The organism is Actinomyces sp. S4-C9, assembly GCF_000758775.1.
Classification (GTDB): Bacteria; Actinomycetota; Actinomycetes; order Actinomycetales; family Actinomycetaceae; genus Gleimia; species Gleimia europaea.
On sequence record NZ_JRMU01000001.1, the window covers coordinates 117,579 to 136,373 of the forward strand.

Genomic DNA, 18,795 nt, shown 5'->3' on the forward strand with positions numbered 1-18,795 from the left:
GTCAGAAGCCTCGCTGCTCAATACCGCGCTTGTACAGATCTATATACGAGGTAGCAATCTTATGCGGCTCAAAACTATCGCCAACCGTAGCGGCAATACGCTGCGCATCCCAATCAGCAGTATTTTCGAACAAGTCGACAACCGCGTCGGCATATCCACCCGCATCCTGCACACTCATGAGCCTGCCAATCGCCGGATCAATGTACTCCCCGTGACCTCCGTTAGCTCCTACAACTAGCGGGCGACCGTTAACGATCGCCTCGGCAGCAGCTACGAAGAAATTCTCACCTTGCGTTGGGCCAATGAAAATATCAGCTTCCGCGAGCGCCTTTTGCACCCCAGCTTTGTCGACCGTCCCAGGGTATTTCGCGTTAACACCCAGTTCATCAGCAAGCGAGATGGCCTCGCCGCGCAACGGTCCATCCCCTAGCCAAGTTAGTGTGGCCTCGAAACCGCGTTTTCTGAGCTCATCCAACACTCGTACCGCGAGCAGAGGATCCTTACGCTCAACTAGCGCTCCAGTAGAGATCAAACGGATAACTCCGTCACGCTCACGCCGTGCCACCACCTTTTCGGGCGCTGGAACCTGACATGGAATAACCTCAACCGGCTTTGAACCGCGGATGCGACGTAGCGGCTCTGCTAGATAATCGCAGACGGCAATAGCAACATCTGGAAGTAATTCCATCTTCAAGAGGGCAGGGCGAAGTTTTTGCCATGACGCGGGCAGAGTTTGCGGGTTGGTTATCCCAGACCAGTGCTCGGTGTGCGCCCAAAACTGCTTGGGGCGACCGAACACGAACGGCTCGATAGCAGAGATTGCCTGGGTATGTACCACATCAAAATCTTTAATTAATGGCGCTATTTCAAGACGTGCGCGCACGATGTCTAACGGATTGGAGGTACTCATTGGCACCCGAATGGTTCGAATCCCCGAAACAACTGTCTTTCGGCTTCCGTCATCTTCATGGGGAGGCACCAAATGCACAACGCTTAAGTCCACACCCGCTTCACGCAACGCCTGACTATCTTTCAAAACAAACGCGCCTGAACTCGGGTTCACCTGCGTGGGAAACCACGGCGTAACAATGCCAACGCGCATTCCGCTCTCCCAAAATAGATATCTAAGATTATTTATTCATCCTAACCCACCCCGTGAGTCAAGACGAGTATTCAGCATCCATACGCCTAGCCTGTAAGCTTAGAAAGGCCAGTCACGAAAGGGATATTCAGTGAAGATTGCGGATGCACCAAAGTGGGAACAGTTTGATGTGCCAAACGGGCACCTGTGGTGGCGTTCAACCCTAAATGTGGCCCCCGAGCTTTTAAGCGGTAGTTCCATCACCGATTTTGTCGCGGCTCAACGTGGAAACTGGGCGGCGATCATTCAACGTGACGATCAGGTTTGGGCAGTCACAGATGGCTTGCGTTCGTTCCCGATTCTCTACATCTACATCGACGGTGAGCTGATCCTGTCTTCGTCCCCCGGTGAGCTAACCCAGATGATGAAGAAACCAGTGCGCAATGAAGAGGCAGCACAAGAGTTTCTTCACACCGCATTCGTACTTGGAACCGATACGCTCATCGAGGATGTGCATACGGTACCAGCCGGAACAATCGCCGAGTTCAGCTCGACTAAAGCTGTTCGCCTCACTGCTCACGCTAGTGCGTTCAACCATGAACAGACACAAAATGATCCTGATGCACTCATGGAAGAGTTCTACCAGACCATTCTTGAACTCACTTCCAATTTTGTAGATGATGCGCACGGCCACCAAATTTTAATTCCTCTTTCGGGCGGCGCAGACTCACGCCTTTTCATGACTGCGCTAAGAGAAGTTGGCGCCGACAATGTACTCGCGTTTACCTACGGCGTAAAAGACTCATCTGAAGCAGAAATCTCGCGCATGGTCGCAACCGGCCTAGGATACGAGTGGAAATTCGTAGAACTAGATCCTGCCAAGGTACGACGACGCTGGTACAGCCCCGATACCACCGCGTTTTTGAAGGATACCTGGAGCGGGAACGCCCTTCCTCACATCCAAGATTGGTATGCACTAGGCGAACTTAAGAACGATCCGGATGTAGATCCGCTCGGCGTCGTTAGCCCCGGACACACGGTGGTAGGAAACGAACACGACACGTGGGCTTACGACCCGAATCTAACGCTTGGGTATGCAGACATGGCGCGCGTACTTGCCCAGCATCACTTCACCTTGCAAGGGGACCCTGGGTTCGCGGCAACGCACAGCTACTCGCGCAATAAACTTTCCGCATTCTTGCAACATTACTGGCCAGATGCAGATCAACTGGACAAGATACTGGTATTCATTCAGTTCAACCTGCTAGAACGTCAGGCAAAATACATCAACAATTCCGTTCGGGCATACGAGCATTTTGGCTTCCAGTGGGCAATGCCCATGCTTGAAGCCAAGGCATGGGACAGTTGGTTCACCGGCACGCCAAAGGCCTGGGGAGACGATCGTGAACCGTACATCCGCTTCACCAACGAACGCTACGAGCATGTCTCCGGAACTTCCCTGCCCAACTTCGGCGGCCCCGCTGCACAGTTGGATCCCACGTTCAAGAAGACACTCAAGAAAGCCCTCAATCTTGTTGGACTGTCAGACGTTATTGAAAAAGCCTATGCGGCACATGTGACCCGCCACCATCCGATGGCATTTGAAGCACTCACAGGAAACCTAACGCCCAGGCAACTGGATTGGAAATTACTAAAGGGCAGGACGATCCTGGGAATATACAGCGAGCTTTTCTTGGATGGGACGTGGACGCCGGAAGGCGCTGTGCTACCTCCAAGCAAATGATCCATACCTTAGGCCAGGCCTAGGGCAAAGTGCTAGATGGAATCCTCTGTGGCGAGTTCGCGTCGATCGAACCGGCGGGCTGCGAAAACAGACATTACGGTCATTGCAACCAAGAATGCGGCCATGATTGCTCCCATCACGTAGACGGTTCCAAGCAGATCAAGTGGAGACAGAAGCAACCAGGTCAATGGACCGATCGTGTAAAGGATCGAGTAGATCAACAACCAGTGCTGCGTGCCAGTAACAACAAACATCGTCGAAATTGGTGAGGTGATGAGCAGCATCGCCATCCATGGGATAAGGGCACGTGCAAAATAACCCGACTGGCTAAAATCTGCCCCAAATAAAATCGGTAGCAGCCACGGCGCTACCAGCCACAGAAGAGCGAACGGAACAACTCCAATCAAAATTGCACGTTTGATTACGTTCTTAACTTCCGGCAACATTTGGCCCGGCTCAACCGTAGATAGCTTTTGGAAGAACACCTGTGAGACAGCCGAATTAATCAACATCACGGGAACATTTACCACTTGGTTCGCGATGTTGTACTCACCGAAATCGCCAATGGAGACTCTGCCAATAAGCAGATTAATGCCGTTGATTCTTACCGCATCAATCAGCACATTCGGGCCATTCAATACAGGCATCTTCCAATGCTTACGGGCAAGTTTTCGCATTGAGCGAGCCCCAGATACATCCAGCGTGCGCAAGTCTTTGGCTCGAATACCAAGATTAAAGAAGGCATACGCCTGTCCAACAATCTGGCCACCCACCAGGCCGGGAAGGGTATGAATACCTGCCCATCCAAAAACCACCTGACCGCTACTGGTTCCAACCTGTTGCACCACACGGTTTTTAGCGATGGTCTTGTAATCAGTTTTCCGGTTGTACCAATACTGAAACAAAGTTGCGCCTGCCATAAAAAATGTGGTCAGGCCAGCTAGAGGCATCCAGCTTGCAACCGATTCAGAATAAAGTTTGGCTACCACATCACGTAGAGGGAACGCCAAAACAGTTATTACTAGCGAGTTGATCGCGATCAGGCGTAGCGCCAGCATGGCTACTACTTTTGCGTCACGATCATCTTTTTCGAGCATCAACGCCATGTCATAGCGCCCCGCAGCAATCGCAACTGCGATAGCTACTATCGAGTTGAAGGTCCCCAACTCTCCTAAGGCTTCACGCCCATAAAGCCGGGTAATGATCATCATCATGAAGAAGACAACCATCTGTGCAAGTGCCGTACCCGTCACAAGTGTCAAGACGTGACGAAGGAACGGAGAAGAAGCCGCGACACTCTTCACATACGAACTAATTCTGTCGAACAACAACTCCCCCTAACCACACTCAAAGATAAGGACAGGGGCAGCCCCGCTCCAAATCGAAGCAGAACCGCCCCTGCACCAAAGCACTGAACTACAGCTTCACAGCCTCACCAGACGCGGCCGAATCCAGCATCGCCTGAATCACCTTCATAGTCTGTAGACCCTCACGCATCGTCACGTGCTCCGTGCCTGTGCCTAGGATGGCGTCACGGAAATGCTCATGCTCAACGCGGAGCGGCTCGCGCTTAACCAGAGCAAAACGCGTAACCTCGCCCTCAGACACGCCGCGGAATGCCGCGATCTGATCCCACTCAACCGGGAAACGACCATTCTCGTAGAACGTCAAATCAGACATCGCGGTATCAGCCACAAGAGCGCCACGTTCACCCGTAACGATCGTAATGCGATCCTTGAACGGAGTAAGCCAGTTAACCAAGTGGCTAACCAGTACACCATTCTTAAAACGGCCGGTAGCCGAGACCATGTCTTCAAACTCGCGGCCCGAACGGTAAGCAGTCTGCGCATAGATCGACTCGTACTCAGAGCCCGCAACCCACGCAGCCAAATCCACGTCATGCGTTGCCAGATCCTTCACCACGCCCACATCCGAAATGCGAGCCGGGAACGGGGACTGACGGCGAGTCACAACCTGGTAGACCTCGCCGAGGTAACCCTCCGACACCAAGCGGCGCATCTCCAACAACGCCGGGTTACAGCGCTCCACGTAGCCAACCGCGCCAACCACGCCAGCCTCGTCAAACGCCTTCACCATTGCTTCGCCCTCTTCAAGGGTGGAGGCCAGCGGCTTTTCAACCAGCGTGTGCACACCGGCCTCAGCCAGCTTCATCACGGCCTCGAAATGGTAAGCGGTAGGTACAGCCACAACAGCTGCATCAATACCGACCTCGAGCATCTGCTCAACGCCCGGCAGAACCTCCATGCCGCGAGCCACATCAAAACGGTCACCGCCTGGATCCGCGAGCGCAACTAGCTCAAAGCCTTCCGTCTCACGTGCATTACGCACGTGGTGGCGGCCCATGGAGCCAATGCCAAGAACACCAACTCGAATATCAGACATTAAGCACCAGCCTTAGCAAGAGCATTCACGGCCTCAACAATGCGATCCAGGTCAGCCTGAGAGAGCGACGGGTGAACCGGAAGTGAAACCACGGTCTTCGCGGCCTCTTCGGTTACCGGTAGCTCAAGGCCCGGAGCGTAGGGAGCAAGGGAGGGCAAGCGGTGGTTTGGAATCGGGTAGTAAACGCCCGAGCCAACCTGGTACTCGTCGCGCAACGCCTCCATGAAACGATCGCGGTCAGTATCAACTACGCGGATCGTGTACTGGTGGTAAACGTGCACAGCGCCCTCGGCAACAGCCGGAACAACAACGCCCTCAAGGTTTTCTGAAAGGAACTTCGCGTTTTCCTGGCGCTTCTGCGTCCACGCGCCAACCTTCTTCAACTGTTCGCGACCAATCGCGGCGTGAATATCAGTCATGCGGTTGTTCAAACCAACCAGCTCATTTGCGTAGCGCTTCTCCATACCCTGGTTGCGTAGCAAACGGCTATTGCGCGCCACCTCGGGATCCGTGGTGGTGATCATGCCGCCTTCACCGGCAGTCATATTCTTGGTGGGATAGAACGAGAATGCCGCGAATGTGCCAAACGTTCCAACCTTCTTTCCATCCAATGAAGCACCGTGAGCCTGCGCAGAATCCTCAAACAACATGAGGCCGTGCTTGTCCGCAATCTTCTTCAGGTCATTCATGGGAGCCGGATGACCGTAAAGGTGGACGGGCATAATCGCCTTAGTACGCTCCGTGATCGAAGCCTCCACGGACTTCGGATCCAAGCAGAAATGCTCAAGATCGATGTCCGCAAACACTGGCTTGGCACCTGCAATAGCAACGGAGTTGCCCGTAGCGGCGAACGTAAATGACGGCACGATAACCTCATCGCCTGCGCCAATACCAGAAGCCAACAGACCAATGTGAAGAGCGGAAGTACCGGAGTTCACAGCAATCGACTCGGCCCCCGGCGTCATCTGCTGGGTGAATTCCTCTTCAAAAGCAGCTACCTGCGGGCCCTGCGCAACCATGCCAGACCGGAGAACTGCAGTAACGGCTGCAACTTCTTCCTCACCAATCAACGGTTTCGCTGCGGGAATCATCTCTCGGGTCATTACTCGCTAACCTCTCTTAGCTCACTATCGCTAATCTGTTCAAAAACTTGCCCAGTCTTTGGGCACTTGAAACGATTTTCACTACCTTCAACCGGTTGTAGCCTCACGCCACTTTGCCCAACCCAACCAATCTGGCGGGCTGGAACCCCGGCAACCAAAGCAAAATCTGGCACATCCTTCGTGACAACAGAGCCTGCCGCAACAGTGGCCCACTCGCCAACCGTCACAGGAGCCACACACACCGCGCGGGCACCAACAGAAGCTCCACGCTTTAGCGTTACGCCCACGTGATCCCAATCAGACGCACTCTTTAGCGAGCCATCCGCATTAATCGCACGCGGGAACAAGTCATTAGTCAGGACAGCAGCCGGGCCAATAAAAACGCCATCGGCAAGCTCAGCGGGCTCATAAACCAGGGCATAATTCTGTACCTTGCAGTTATCCCCCATCTTCACGCCCTCGCCAATATAAGCGCCGCGGCCAACAATGCAGTTATTTCCAATCTCAGCATTTTCTCGAACTTGCGCGAGATGCCAGATTGAAGTTCCCTCACCAATCTTCGCCTCAGCTGAAACGTCTGCACTATCGACTATTCTCGGCATAAGTCCTCCGTTCAGTTACAGTCAAACTTATTCTACGCTCATAATCACAGTTATTAACGGCGCCTATTCAGCGTTTTTACACTTAAAGATTGTAAAGTGGTTAGTGATTAGAGACGCAAATTTGAAGAATCACAGGGCACACATGCAACTGACGGACAAAACATGGCTCGTTGTTCCCCTATACAACGAGGGAAAAGTCGTGCGTGAAGTACTCACTAAAGTACGCAAAACCTTCCCGAACATCATCTGCGTTGACGACGGCTCCAGTGACAACTCCATCGAAGAGGCTCTCGCGGCCGGCGTCACAGTTGCCGCACATCCCATTAACCTCGGGCAAGGCGCTGCCCTGCAAACCGGATTCAGCTACGTACTTGAAAACACGGACGCAAAATACGTCGTTACCTACGACGCCGACGGCCAACACCGCGTTGAAGACGCACTTGCCATGCTAGACGCGGCAGAAAGCGAAGATCTCGGCTTCGTATTTGGATCACGCTTCCTTGAAGGAAAAGCCGAAACTGGAGCGTTCAAGAAACTCGTTCTTAAAACCGCGGCATTCGTCACTCGCATGCGCACCGGCGAGCAACTTACCGACGCACATAACGGCCTTCGAGTAATCCGCCGTGATGCCCTGGAGCAAATCGACATCACCCAAAACCGGATGGCTCACGCATCCGAAATCGTGTACCAGCTTTTCGACACCAAACTCAAATGGCGCGAAATGCCCGTGCACATCATCTACACGGATTACTCGCGTTCCAAGGGTCAATCACTACTGAACTCGATCAACATTTTGGTCGAACTAATCATGAAGTAGGAGCGCAAATGTCAGCAATATTTGGATCACAATGGTTCATCAAACTCCTGATCGTCGCCATCCTCCTGGCCGCAACATACTTCATCATGAAGCCAGTAAAGTCTGCGCAACACCTCGCGATGCGCCGGCTGTCAATGATGGTTTTCGTTGCCTTCGCCGTAGTAGCAGCACTATTTCCCAGCCTGCTATCGCACATAGCAGTATCTTTAGGCATCGGGCGTGGCACCGACCTCTTACTGTACGGACTCACTCTCGCGTTCTTTAGCACCCTCGTTACCGCGTACCGGCGTGACGCCGCAGTCGAACGTAAGCTCACGCAACTAGCGCGCACCATCGCGTTGGAAACCGTTCGTAGCAGTACGGAAACCAGCCAGCCGCCCACACAATCTGAGGACTAACGTGAAAGAGCGCGCAACAAAGAGCCTCCAAGAGGAAGCTGTTCGCAACCTGGTACGTGACCAGGGCAAGCAGACACTCTCGCGTGCGCCGCAGCTAAAAAGACGTCGCCCGCGTCCAACGGCTCGACCGCGGCACACACTATTCCGCTTCCGACGCCCCACCCTGCGGATCATTAGTGCTGCCCTCTTTGCTGTATTAGTATTCGTCGGCACCGCCGCTGGGCTCTTGTACAACGACCTGTCCCACCGGGCTGCCAAATCTGAACTGCAAGTTGAACAGTTCGCACCGCAGAAGGAAAATCGTCCCCCCGCAGACAGCTTCGACGGGCGTGCTGTAAACGTCCTCGTGCTTGGTACCGACTCGCGCGTTGGTGAAGGCAACTCCCGCTACGGAGACGATGAAGATCCCTCACTGCGGGCAGATGTCACGATCATTGCGCATATTTCTGCTGACCGCAGGCGCGTGCAGCTAGTTTCCATCCCGCGCGACACGATTGTGGACATCCCCTCGTGCGTCCTCAAAGACGGATCCGAAACCTACCCCCAAACTGGGCAGATCAACTGGGCCATGTCCATTGGCTCGGGATACAACGAGGAAAACCTGGACGCGGGCGTGGGTTGCACCTGGAGAACCGTGGAAGAGCTCACCGGCATTCCCATCGATGGGTTTGTCATATTCGACTTTGCAGGCTTTGAGAAGATCATCAACGCCCTCGGCGGCGTGGAAATGTGCTTCGAAGAAGACTTGTACGACCAAGCCGCAGAGCTCGACATTCCTGCGGGTTGTCACGTGCTTAACGGCCACGACGCCCTCGCCTACGCCAGAGCGCGCAAAGAAATTGGAAATGGGTCTGACATTTCCCGCATTGGCCGCCAACAAGAACTTATGGGGCGCATATTCCACACTGCGCAGTCACAGAACTTGTTGACTGACTTTCCAAAACTGTACGCCTTTATCTCCGAATCGCTCGACATTATTAAGACGTCTTCGAACTTCTCGCGGATAAACACGTCCATGGGGCTCGCGTACTCGCTATCCGGACTTTCAGGCGATGGCTTGCAATTCGTAACCATGCCACTCACCGAAGCCCCTTGGGACCCCAACCGCGTAATTCCTACCTGGCAAGCAGACGAGCTTTGGGAGTCGATCCAAAAGGATGCGCCCTTGCCTTCCAATATTTGGATCACTGACTCTGAAGGCAACGTGGCATTCCTCGAAGAACCTGCCAAGAGCAATCCAAACGGGGATGGATCTGAAGGATCCGACGGCTCTCACGATGAGTATTTGAGAGATAGTAATGGCGAGGGAGGGGGCCTGTGAACAACGGCGAGCCTCCCAAGAGCATCCCACCTAGCATTCCACCGCGAGCGGGCCGTAACCGCCCCTCCACAGAAGGTGCAAAACGCGTTCAGAAGAAGTCTAATGGGCGTCTGAGCAACGGGGCTACTGCTCCTAAAACCCACTCAAACTCAGCGTCAAACTCGCACGGACGCTCCGTTTCCTTCCCAGCGAAGCGTAACTATCGTAACTCCCAAGTTGCCCGTGACGGCGTTGCCAGCCAGCACGCGCGCTCGACTAACTCTTCTGCCACGCAAAAACCAATCCAGCCCTGCGAGCACAAGCGTCGCGTAGATCGCGCGTCATCTCAGCCACAAAGGCGGCAAACACCGCCCTCATATGCACCGGCATCGAGCCGATCGCGTGAACAGATTCCGCCCTCGTATGCGCCAAACCGGTACTCATCTACATCGAGAACACCAGTGGAACCAGCGCGCACCAACCGCGCAGTAGCGGCCTCGCCCACCTGGAAGCCTCAATCTCGTCCAAACACGTCCAATACTCCAAGCACGCCTCAAGGAGGCACCGCCCGCCGCAAACCAAACAGGCGTCGCCGCGCCCTCGTAACTGTTCTGGTAGTGCTGGCATTACTGGTTGGATGGCCCTTGTTACTGCTCAGCTGGGCGGGCGGGAAAGTAGAACATGTAGATGCTCTCAGCGGGGCCGGCGACACGCCGGGAACTACCTACCTAATTGCCGGGTCGGACTCGCGCGACGGTACACAATTCACCGACGAGACCGAGGGGCACAGGTCGGACACGATCATGTTGCTTCACCGTGCACCCAACGGCAACGCCTACCTGGTGTCGATCCCCCGCGACACGTGGGTTGATATCCCCGAATACGGGGAAGACAAAATCAACGCCTCATTCTCATATGGAGGCCCTGAACTGCTGGTGGATACTGTTGAGGAACTCAGCGGCATCACCGTTGACCACTACGTAGAAGTGGGAATGCAGGGTGTTGTCGATATCGTGGATGCAATGAACGGAGTTGAGCTCTGCCTCGACTACGACGTTGATGATCCTCGCTCCGAACTCGTGTGGCAGGCCGGTTGCCACAACGCGGATGGGCGCACTGCTCTTGCCTTTGCACGCATGCGCTACTCCGATCCAAATGGGGACATTGGACGCGCGGAAAGACAACGGCAGGTTATCGGAGCAATCGTGAAGACGGCGGCCCTTCCAACGAATTCCTTGAACCCTGTGCGGCAAATGAAGATATCCTCGGCCGCAGCTCAGTCTGTGACCACCGACCCGGATACATCGAGTCTTGAACTCGCGCGAATGGCATTGGACTTCAGAGCCGCAACGTCGAGTGGCAATACGGGTACTCCTCCGATTGCTACAATTGCGTTCGAAACCAGTCAAGGATCTGCCGTGTTGCTTGACGACGATGCGGATGAGTTCTTCCGCAAACTCGCCAACGGCTCCCTTACCTCCGCGGAGCTAAACGCCAACGGACTTCCCTAGCGTCGCTTTCAAACAGTTGCGGGGTGAGCGATCCATACAGATCACTCACCCCGCTGTCTTGAACTACGAAATCTAGTTCTTCTTAAACAACTCGTTAGTTGCTGCAACGTCAATCTTGCGCGGACCTGCCTGCCAAGCGCTCCATGCCGACTCCACGATTTGCGTTACGTCATACTCAGCATTCCAGCCCAGATCCTCCGTGATACGGCTAGCGTTGCCAATCAACTGGGGTGGGTCACCAGCGCGACGATCCTGCTCTTCAGCCTCGAAACTAATGCCACTTACCTCGCGACACGCATCCACAATCTCACGTACTGACGTGCCCTTACCCGTACCCACGTTGTAAACGTTGTGCTTTAGATCCGACTCGGATGCCAGAGCATCCAGCGCGTCAATGTGAGCGCGCGCCAAATCCTTCACGTGGATGTAATCGCGGATGCACGTGCCGTCCTCCGTAGGATAATCCGTGCCGAAAATGGCGGGAGCCTTACCACGTGCCAAGCGCTCAAAAATCATGGGGATCAAGTTTAGTGTTGCCGGATCACCTAGATCATCCCAGCCTGAGCCCGCCACGTTAAAGTAGCGCAAGCCGATCCAATGCAAGCCCCAGGCGCGCTCGCAATCAGCCATCATCCACTCGCCAATGAACTTCGTTTCGCCATAGGGATTAATCGGATGCTTCTCGATGTCCTCGTTCACTACTTCAACCGGTGGCATACCGTAAACCGCCGCGGAAGAGGAAAAGATCATCTGGTTCACACCAGCCTTTTCCATAGCCAACATCACGTTAGCCATGCCGCCCACATTCTGTTGGTAGTACCAGGCAGGGCGCGACACCGACTCGCCCACCTGTTTGCGCGCCGCAAAATGAATCACGGCCGTAACGTCCTCGTCCACCATCGTGTTCAACAAGGCCTCGCTCGACGCCGTATCTGCAACGTCAAGCTGTACGAGCTTAGCGGAACCAATGCGATCCTTTGTGCCGTACGAAAGGTCGTCAACAACCACAACCTCATCGCCGCGTTCCTGCAAAAGCCTAACTACATGGGCGCCGATGTAACCGGCACCGCCAATCACCATAATGCTCATAACTACAGTCTAAAACTCTCACTAATTGGTTTCTAAAGATCGTTGCAAAGTCTGGTTTTTCTGACTGGACTGCTCGGCCAAATCCTGTTGGAAACGCTCCATTTTTTGTTGCAGCGTCTGATCTGACATAGCAAGCATTCGAACCGCGAGGAGGCCGGCGTTACGCGCCCCGCCAATCGAAACGGTAGCGACGGGAACCCCGGCGGGCATCTGCACAATCGACAACAGCGAATCCATACCATCCAGATATTTGAGCGGCACAGGTACGCCAATCACCGGTAGCGGCGTTGCCGAAGCGAGCATACCCGGCAGGTGTGCGGCTCCCCCAGCACCGGCAATAATCACCTTTAGTCCGCGCTGCGCGGCTTCCTTGCCATACTGCAACATCGCTTCTGGCGTGCGGTGGGCAGAAACCACGCGCGCCTCAAAGTCAACGTCAAACTCGCGCATAACCTCAGCGGCCTGGCCCATGACCTTCCAGTCCGAATCAGACCCCATTACGATGCCAACTTGAACCATGTCGCTCACTTTCCAAACAGAATATCGATGGCCTTGCCCGCCTTGTCACGAGCTGTCTTCACATCAGCGGCACACACCGTTACATGTCCGAGCTTACGCCCGGGGCGCACGCTTTTTCCGTACAGATGGACGTGGACTCCGGGCAGCTGCTTCAGCACGTCCGGGAGAGCATGATAGGCATCCTCGTACTTAGAACCAAGCAAGTTCTTCATTACCCAAACGCCCGGAATTGGTGTGGTTTCACCCAGCGGTAAATCTAAGACCGCACGCAAATGCTGTTCAAACTGGCTGGTTAACGCACCGTCAATCGTCCAGTGGCCAGTGTTGTGCGGACGCATTGCAAGCTCATTGACCAACAGAACTGGCTCCTGACCATCCACAACAAACATTTCAACGGCCAGGACGCCCGTCACTCCAAGTTCACGCGCAATCAGATCACCAACAGCTTGCGCCCGCGCAGCGACCTCTTCAGATAACGAGGGGGCTGGCGCAATCACCTCAGAGCAAATGCCGTCTTCTTGGATCGACTCCGCGACCGGCCACTGCTTCACCTCACCGGAGGGCGTGCGTGCCAAGAGCACCGCAACTTCGCGGGTAAACGGCACCTTTTCCTCCAGCAACACCGGCCCGGTAGCCAGCCAATCATCAACGCCGCGAGCGTCCGCAACTACTCGAACACCCTTGCCGTCGTAACCGCCCGTCGGTGTTTTTGCGATCACGGGCCAGCCGACCTCATCGCCAAACTCCGCCACGTCCTCACGAGTGGTAGCCTGCGCCCACCTGGGCACTGGCGCCCCAATTTCCTGCAGTTTCTTGCGCATGGCGAGCTTATTTTGCGCATACAAAAGGGCGCTTGCCGGCGGCTGGATAGATATACCGGCGCACTCGGCAAGGATCTGGGGCGGGATGTGCTCATGCTCGAACGTAAGCACGTCGGCGCCCTTGATCAACGACTTCATGTCATCGAGGCTCTTCGGATCACCCACGGGCGCATTCACGGTGACCTGCGCGGCCGAACCGTCACTGGCTTCGACCATGGTTTTTAAAGTAATTGCCAGCTCAGTTGCTGGAGGGACCATCATTCTGGCAAGCTGTCCGCCGCCAACCACAGCTATTGTTCGACTCACCCGTTCAGCCTATCGCGCACGGCTCGATAGCGGCGGCCCGTCTCACCTGCAGGCCGCCCCCTCGCTTTAGAATCTGCGCTTGCGCCTGCCCACCGACACCAGCATTCCCTCTGGCATCACAACGTCCGGGTCCAAGCTGGTTGGCATTGCCGGTAGTGAGACAGTGAAGACTGCGGGTTTTGCCTGCGTCAGTTCTAGCCGGCCGCCCGTTCCTTTAATGAGGTCGCGTGCCAGCGGAAGGCCAATGCCCGTAGATCCATGCGCAGAGACGCCCTTTTCGAAAATCATCTCCGTCATGTCTTCGGCTACACCTTCACCTTCGTCAGAAACGTCAATCAGAACGCCACGCGACGATGTTCCCTTACGACACACCACTCGGGTTGTGCCCGCCCCGTAACGGAGCGAATTCTCAATCAGCGTTGCCAAAACCTGCGATAGTACCGACGCTGATGTAAGCACAGGTTGCGCGGCCTCGTCTGTGAAAATCAGCTCTCGGCCCTCTACCTCGAATGTTTCCTCCCACTCTTCGCGCTGCTGATTAAAGATTTCGAGTACGTGGATTGCCTCCGCATTACCTCCCGCGCTCTTGGTTGTGGTCAAAAGGTCGCTGATCACCTGCGTGAGGCGCTCAACCTGTTCAAGGCACACACGCACCTCACTTTGAATCTCCGGATCATCCGTGATGAGGTCGATCTCCTCCAAACGCATGGACAAAGCCGTGAGCGGCGTACGCAACTGGTGTGAGGCGTTAGCAGCGAACTGGCGTTCCGCGGCAAGCCGGCCAGCCATGCGCTCCCCTGTGCGCACAAGCTCTTCTTGGACCAGGTCAATCTCTTCAATACCGGAAGGATTCACGCGAGCCCGCACCTGTCCGGAACCGATTTGTTCTGCCTGCGCAGCCAGATAAATAAGGGGTGCGGAAATACGCCGTGATCCACGCAAAGCTAACCAATAACCAACCACAAGGGAGGCCATAATACCGGCGAGAAACACCGCAACAAGGCGCGCGATTGAGAGGATTGTTGGCCATGCCGAAATCTCGCTACGTACCGTGGTACCCGACGGCAAGACAACTGAGGCGGTCATGCGAGGAGCACCAACATGCCCTCCTCTTTCAACAAGGCCAGCTTCATCCGGATTGTTCACACGCACGTACGCGCCGCTGAGCAGATCGTTTCCCAGCACCCAGTTGTCAAGGTTGCGCTGTGTGAGCTCATCCCCCGATTGGATTCTGCGCTCAACCATGTTGCCGAGTAGTTGCGTGCGCGACTCAAGATTATGCTGTGCGGACTGCCAAACCAGACCGCCGCCAATGAAAAGCGAGGGAATGCCCAGAATTAAGACCGCCACGGTCACAGCCGTGGCGATCATTTTAATAACGCGTGCGCGCATGTGTTAGGCCCGCTCTTTTTCGAACCTGAATCCCATGCCGCGAACGGTGGTGATGTAGTGTGGATCCGCAGCGTCGTCCCCCAGCTTGCGACGTAGCCAGGAAACATGCATGTCGAGAGTCTTGGTGGAACCGGTGGGGTCCGACCCCCAAACTTCGCGCATAAGCACGTCGCGCTCAACCACGTTGCCCGCCTCACGAACGAGGACGCGGAGCAGGTCGAATTCCTTAGCGGTTAGCTGCAACTCGCGATCTTTCACGAATGCGCGGTGCGCACCCACATCGACGCGAACGTCCTGCACGGTGAGTTCGCCATCAGCCTCTTCGGTTCCCGTGCGACGCAGCAGTGCGCGAACGCGGGCAAGTAGCTCTGCGAGGCGGAACGGCTTTGTCACGTAGTCATCCGCGCCAGCGTCAAGGCCGACAACCATGTCTACCTCGTCCGCACGAGCAGTCAAAATCAAAATCGGGGTGGACAGCCCAAGTTTACGCACCTGGCGAGCTACATCCAGCCCGTCCATATCGGGAAGTCCAAGATCAAGAACGATGAGGTCGGCGCTATCAACCTCGTTTAGAGCTCCACGACCGGTGCCGTGTGCCCTAACTTCGTAGCCCTCGCGGCCAAGCGCGCGAGCTAGGGGCTCTGCAATAGCAGGATCATCTTCAACCAAAAGAACAGTAGTCACGCTTTTATAGTAGGCCATATTTGGGCATTGCACACGCCTTGAGGAAGTAAAATGTAATGCGACATCAAGATACTTTTTACTATTTGAGCGTGTCTGTAATCAGTTTTTCGCTACATATAGACGTTTCCTATACGAATTGTTCGCAAAATTGAATGATTAAAGTTTAGAGAGATTCAATTGGCAAATGTTCAACAGGTGGACGGTCTTCAACGCTCACCTGGAACGGGACTACCCGGCCCACTCCTCGCAGATCAGCTTCCTTGGCTGCCGACACGCGATACCAAGGCCCAGCCTCGCCGCGCGCGATCCTACCAGCGGTTTCTCCGTCGGTAATGATTTGCCCAACCGGAGCTACATCAACCAACCTCGAAGCGAGATTCACGGGCGGCCCAAAGACGTCCCCCGACCTCGAAAACACTGCCCCCTGCACGATAGATGCGCGCACGGGCAACATTTTGCGCATACTGTTTAAGCGCTGCATCAGTTCGGTAACTACGCGCAGTCCGGTTGGCAGATCATCAGCGATGTAGAACACGGCATCGCCAATCATTTTCACTACGCGCCCTCCCGCGGACGGGATCACGATGCGGCACACGGTTTCGAACTGGTCGATCAGATCAACGAGATCCTCTTCGGGAAGCGAAACGGACGAAGACGTGTAGGAGACCATGTCCACGAAGCCGAGCGTGCGAATAAGTGGGAAGCTGTTTGTTTCCCGTTCGCGACCACGGTGCGAAACTTCCTGATCGACGCGCGTAATGATTGATTCAAGTTGACGTTTCCAAGAGTAAATGAGCTCCTCTTCAAGGAAGGGCAGGAATTCGCGGAACTTGTCTAACGTGACGAGCCTGGCGGACGTGTCATCTAATGTGTATCTGCGCGCCACGTCATCGACGAGGGCCTCCATCTGCCACAGCACGAGCCGGTCCGTAATGTGTGCTTGCGCGCGAACGAGCGACAGCCCGGTCTGCAGGTCAATGCGACCCGAGTCGATCAGATCGGACCAACGCTGGTATGCCTTGAGGTCCTGCGTGGTGAATACAACCTCGCCTTCGACAGCCGGAGCGAACCCCATGGCAACCCAATAGGAATTAACGCGGGTTACTGGGGTTTCGGTGCGCGCCGCTACATCTGCTGCGCTTAGCGTTGGTTCGCCGCCCAGCAGGATCTTCCTGTAGGACCCTGTAGTTGAAGGCGACTGATCGGCGTCGGGGGTGTTATGCATCACCTCAACTCTAGTCTTTTGGCGAGCTGGTTAGCGACTGTTTAGAAACCTGCCAGCAGCCACGGGCCGTTTTGCGGTTTATTTCGCGCTATCCATTGATTTATTGTTGGATTTCGCCATATACTTATTTGTCCTTAACAATCGCATTTTGGTTGCGCTGGTTTTCTAAAAATATTTTGGAGGCGGCCACCGCGTGCGGGGTTAGGGATGGAAAACTACATAGGGGGATGATCGGTTTCGACAGCGATCTTCAATCGATGTGAAGCGGGCCGAGGATGTCTACTGACCTCGTTAACCATGTATTCAAAACAATAGGTGCTGAACAGAACCGCACCGACTTTGCCCTCGCTGCCTAATCTAGCGAGCAAGTCCGTCAGCCCAAGCAATGCTCTGAGTTTGGTTCCTGGCGTCGTTTTATGAGCCACTGGGTTGCCATCGCGTTGGGAGGCGGTAACCGACACTTTCTCAACTGAGCCACCTAGTTGCAGGTTTGCATGTTGCTAGTGGCTGAGAAACTTATTGCAAACTGCGCCCGGAGAAGAAATTGGGGTGGGTCGTTGGACCCGGGTTCAATTCCCGGCATCTCCACTACTGGCCTCCCAGCACCTGCTGGGAGGCCTTATTTTGTGCGGCAAACGCTCTGTAAGGCTTGAGTTGGTGCGGATATTTACATCTTTCAAAACGATAACAAGCGCGTATCGTCCCCGATGAACATACACGTTCACCAACTACGCCACGCCCGAAGATCTTCGCGGATTCACTCAGCAGATATTCTTGGAAGACACCGCCCACGATTTATTAACCAAAGTGGGCCAAAGAACCTCTTCCGCTGGGTGGCCCGTGGATGAACAACTGATTCCACTCCAGCAATTGCTTAGTTCCAAGCACTTTTCTGGATAGATTAAGTTCATGGCAGACAAGAATTTAATGAATCGCGCCGCGCAGGAGTTCTTCGGCTATACGCTCACTCCAGAGGAAAACTGCAGATACTCGGACGCAGATCTGAAGAAGAAACTAAGTGAACTTGGTTGGCCCGAAACTTGGCGTGATGTGATTCCCCGACTTCGAGGTGAGGTTAGCTGGGATTACAACGAGTTCTACGAATAGGCTTTACACCTCCTAAAGCCATGCCTTGACAGGCGGTTCATAGTTTTACCCTGGCCCATTTGACTGGGGAGGGAACTGTGAACCTACACCCGAAGACAACATTTCACGGCTCCCCGTCTTATGTCCGCTGGTGGGCGCCCCTTCAAGGTTCCCGAGCTCGATAAATGTTGCACTGTTGCGGGTAGTACGAGGCGATGAGAATCTGCGTTCTTCCGCTAAAGACTTAGTCGATCAAGTATTTGAAGAGTCCATCGCGGATTTCTGCGGCGGCAACGAGCATCTGACCATAGCACTTTTAGAATGCCCAAACGTTCATCTCCTCGTCCTCACATACTTTGGTCTCGAAGCGCTCCGTCTGGATGGCGACATTGAGTTTCGACTTCTGGGCTTCGAGCGCCTTTACCGCCTCAGCAGACTCGTGTTGAATACGCCCGGAAGATTGTTCATGTTCGCGAGTTCAGCTTCCCTATCCGAGCAATGCCCTTCGAAAGCTTTGAGAATATCATTTCTGCACCCGCATACAATCCTGCAGTAGCCAGTTGGGATCTGCCGCAGGCAAGATAGCGTCTCACGAGTTGCGAGTGGATGTCCCCAGACCGCAATTTACTACGTTTTGGACAACCCTACCAGGGGATCCCGGGCTTCTCTGCTCGTGCGACTAGCTCAGAATCCCGCGCGTCAAACGAGTTGGCC

At 54.7% G+C, this 18,795-nt stretch carries 18 protein-coding genes and 1 other RNA gene; 7 read left to right on the forward strand and 12 right to left on the reverse strand.

Annotated elements, in window-relative coordinates:
* Window position 1: 1 nt before the first annotated feature.
* The gene (locus tag HMPREF1628_RS00530) at window positions 2-1,102 is read right to left on the reverse strand and encodes a glycosyltransferase family 4 protein (RefSeq protein ID WP_034506459.1); all 1,101 of its coding nucleotides are present in this window, start codon (window positions 1,100-1,102) and stop codon (window positions 2-4) included.
* Between the two features lie 130 nt (window positions 1,103-1,232).
* Here HMPREF1628_RS00530 and HMPREF1628_RS00535 point away from each other — a divergent pair, with 130 nt between their 5' ends.
* On the forward strand, window positions 1,233-2,825 hold the full coding sequence (locus HMPREF1628_RS00535; protein ID WP_034506461.1) for a hypothetical protein: 1,593 nt from the start codon (window positions 1,233-1,235) through the stop codon (window positions 2,823-2,825).
* Between the two features lie 32 nt (window positions 2,826-2,857).
* Here the strand turns inward: HMPREF1628_RS00535 and HMPREF1628_RS00540 are convergent, their stop codons facing one another.
* The 4 genes from HMPREF1628_RS00540 to HMPREF1628_RS00555 form a co-directional block, all read right to left on the reverse strand.
* Window positions 2,858-4,129: a lipopolysaccharide biosynthesis protein gene (locus tag HMPREF1628_RS00540; protein WP_232219340.1), complete on the reverse strand. Its 1,272-nt coding sequence runs from the start codon at window positions 4,127-4,129 to the stop codon at window positions 2,858-2,860.
* A 112-nt stretch (window positions 4,130-4,241) separates the two neighbouring features.
* The gene (locus tag HMPREF1628_RS00545) at window positions 4,242-5,228 is read right to left on the reverse strand and encodes a Gfo/Idh/MocA family protein (protein ID WP_034506466.1); all 987 of its coding nucleotides are present in this window, start codon (window positions 5,226-5,228) and stop codon (window positions 4,242-4,244) included.
* Complete coding sequence (locus tag HMPREF1628_RS00550) at window positions 5,228-6,331, reverse strand: DegT/DnrJ/EryC1/StrS family aminotransferase (protein ID WP_034506468.1); 1,104 nt, start codon at window positions 6,329-6,331, stop codon at window positions 5,228-5,230. Before HMPREF1628_RS00550 ends, HMPREF1628_RS00545 begins: the two co-directional genes overlap by 1 nt.
* Complete coding sequence (locus HMPREF1628_RS00555; RefSeq protein WP_034506471.1) at window positions 6,331-6,933, reverse strand: acyltransferase; 603 nt, start codon at window positions 6,931-6,933, stop codon at window positions 6,331-6,333. The genes HMPREF1628_RS00550 and HMPREF1628_RS00555 overlap by 1 nt, the downstream gene beginning before the upstream one ends.
* 142 nt (window positions 6,934-7,075) lie before the next feature.
* On the opposite strand from HMPREF1628_RS00555, the gene HMPREF1628_RS00560 reads away from it, so the two are divergent.
* The 3 genes from HMPREF1628_RS00560 to HMPREF1628_RS00570 are packed head-to-tail and all read left to right on the forward strand — an operon-like array spanning window position 7,076 to window position 9,469.
* Window positions 7,076-7,750, forward strand: a complete 675-nt coding sequence (locus HMPREF1628_RS00560) for a glycosyltransferase family 2 protein (protein WP_034506473.1) — start codon at window positions 7,076-7,078, stop codon at window positions 7,748-7,750.
* An 8-nt stretch (window positions 7,751-7,758) separates the two neighbouring features.
* Window positions 7,759-8,148 carry a DUF2304 domain-containing protein gene (locus HMPREF1628_RS00565; protein ID WP_034506475.1) on the forward strand — a complete coding sequence of 130 codons (390 nt, stop codon included), beginning with the start codon at window positions 7,759-7,761 and terminating at the stop codon, window positions 8,146-8,148.
* Between the two features lies 1 nt (window position 8,149).
* Window positions 8,150-9,469, forward strand: coding sequence for an LCP family protein (locus HMPREF1628_RS00570; RefSeq protein WP_052038722.1), 1,320 nt, complete (start codon window positions 8,150-8,152; stop codon window positions 9,467-9,469).
* Between the two features lie 255 nt (window positions 9,470-9,724).
* Here the strand turns inward: HMPREF1628_RS00570 and HMPREF1628_RS08950 are convergent, their stop codons facing one another.
* Complete coding sequence (locus tag HMPREF1628_RS08950) at window positions 9,725-9,892, reverse strand: hypothetical protein (RefSeq protein WP_156956796.1); 168 nt, start codon at window positions 9,890-9,892, stop codon at window positions 9,725-9,727.
* Between the two features lie 17 nt (window positions 9,893-9,909).
* Between HMPREF1628_RS08950 and HMPREF1628_RS00575 the strand changes: the two genes are divergently transcribed.
* A complete protein-coding gene (locus HMPREF1628_RS00575) occupies window positions 9,910-10,959 on the forward strand; it encodes an LCP family protein (RefSeq protein WP_232219341.1) in 1,050 nt (349 codons plus the stop codon).
* A gap of 72 nt (window positions 10,960-11,031) precedes the next feature.
* Here the strand turns inward: HMPREF1628_RS00575 and galE are convergent, their stop codons facing one another.
* The 6 genes from galE to HMPREF1628_RS00605 all read right to left on the reverse strand — a co-directional run bounded on the left by galE (window position 11,032) and on the right by HMPREF1628_RS00605 (window position 16,995).
* Window positions 11,032-12,048, reverse strand: coding sequence for a UDP-glucose 4-epimerase GalE (gene galE, locus HMPREF1628_RS00580; RefSeq protein WP_034506478.1), 1,017 nt, complete (start codon window positions 12,046-12,048; stop codon window positions 11,032-11,034).
* Between the two features lie 21 nt (window positions 12,049-12,069).
* Window positions 12,070-12,567, reverse strand: a complete 498-nt coding sequence (purE, locus tag HMPREF1628_RS00585) for a 5-(carboxyamino)imidazole ribonucleotide mutase (protein ID WP_034506719.1) — start codon at window positions 12,565-12,567, stop codon at window positions 12,070-12,072.
* Window positions 12,568-12,572: 5 nt separating this feature from the next.
* Entirely contained in the window at window positions 12,573-13,694 is a 1,122-nt protein-coding gene (locus HMPREF1628_RS00590) for a 5-(carboxyamino)imidazole ribonucleotide synthase (protein ID WP_034506481.1), read from the reverse strand.
* Window positions 13,695-13,760: 66 nt separating this feature from the next.
* Complete coding sequence (locus HMPREF1628_RS00595; protein ID WP_034506483.1) at window positions 13,761-15,086, reverse strand: ATP-binding protein; 1,326 nt, start codon at window positions 15,084-15,086, stop codon at window positions 13,761-13,763.
* Window positions 15,087-15,089: 3 nt separating this feature from the next.
* On the reverse strand, window positions 15,090-15,770 hold the full coding sequence (locus HMPREF1628_RS00600) for a response regulator transcription factor (RefSeq protein ID WP_034506722.1): 681 nt from the start codon (window positions 15,768-15,770) through the stop codon (window positions 15,090-15,092).
* Window positions 15,771-15,933: 163 nt separating this feature from the next.
* Window positions 15,934-16,995, reverse strand: a complete 1,062-nt coding sequence (locus HMPREF1628_RS00605) for an adenylate/guanylate cyclase domain-containing protein (protein ID WP_034506486.1) — start codon at window positions 16,993-16,995, stop codon at window positions 15,934-15,936.
* A 223-nt stretch (window positions 16,996-17,218) separates the two neighbouring features.
* On the opposite strand from HMPREF1628_RS00605, the gene ssrA reads away from it, so the two are divergent.
* Window positions 17,219-17,586, forward strand: a transfer-messenger RNA (tmRNA) gene (gene ssrA / locus HMPREF1628_RS08795).
* 318 nt (window positions 17,587-17,904) lie between these two features.
* On the forward strand, window positions 17,905-18,102 hold the full coding sequence (locus HMPREF1628_RS00610; protein WP_034506490.1) for a hypothetical protein: 198 nt from the start codon (window positions 17,905-17,907) through the stop codon (window positions 18,100-18,102).
* Window positions 18,103-18,795: the final 693 nt, after the last annotated feature.

What these genes read in the sequence shown, in the direction of transcription:
- HMPREF1628_RS00605 (WP_034506486.1), bottom strand. Translation starts at nt 16,995, where the DNA reads ATGCATAACACCCCCGACGCCGATCAGTCGCCTTCAACTACAGGGTCC.
- HMPREF1628_RS00595 (WP_034506483.1), bottom strand. Translation starts at nt 15,086, where the DNA reads ATGCGCGCACGCGTTATTAAAATGATCGCCACGGCTGTGACCGTGGCG.
- HMPREF1628_RS00550 (WP_034506468.1), bottom strand. Translation starts at nt 6,331, where the DNA reads ATGACCCGAGAGATGATTCCCGCAGCGAAACCGTTGATTGGTGAGGAA.
- HMPREF1628_RS00530 (WP_034506459.1), bottom strand. Translation starts at nt 1,102, where the DNA reads ATGCGCGTTGGCATTGTTACGCCGTGGTTTCCCACGCAGGTGAACCCG.
- HMPREF1628_RS00545 (WP_034506466.1), bottom strand. Translation starts at nt 5,228, where the DNA reads ATGTCTGATATTCGAGTTGGTGTTCTTGGCATTGGCTCCATGGGCCGC.
- galE (WP_034506478.1), bottom strand. Translation starts at nt 12,048, where the DNA reads ATGAGCATTATGGTGATTGGCGGTGCCGGTTACATCGGCGCCCATGTA.
- HMPREF1628_RS08950 (WP_156956796.1), bottom strand. Translation starts at nt 9,892, where the DNA reads ATGAGTACCGGTTTGGCGCATACGAGGGCGGAATCTGTTCACGCGATC.
- HMPREF1628_RS00560 (WP_034506473.1), top strand. Translation starts at nt 7,076, where the DNA reads ATGCAACTGACGGACAAAACATGGCTCGTTGTTCCCCTATACAACGAG.
- HMPREF1628_RS00565 (WP_034506475.1), top strand. Translation starts at nt 7,759, where the DNA reads ATGTCAGCAATATTTGGATCACAATGGTTCATCAAACTCCTGATCGTC.
- HMPREF1628_RS00610 (WP_034506490.1), top strand. Translation starts at nt 17,905, where the DNA reads ATGGCAGACAAGAATTTAATGAATCGCGCCGCGCAGGAGTTCTTCGGC.
- purE (WP_034506719.1), bottom strand. Translation starts at nt 12,567, where the DNA reads ATGGTTCAAGTTGGCATCGTAATGGGGTCTGATTCGGACTGGAAGGTC.
- HMPREF1628_RS00555 (WP_034506471.1), bottom strand. Translation starts at nt 6,933, where the DNA reads ATGCCGAGAATAGTCGATAGTGCAGACGTTTCAGCTGAGGCGAAGATT.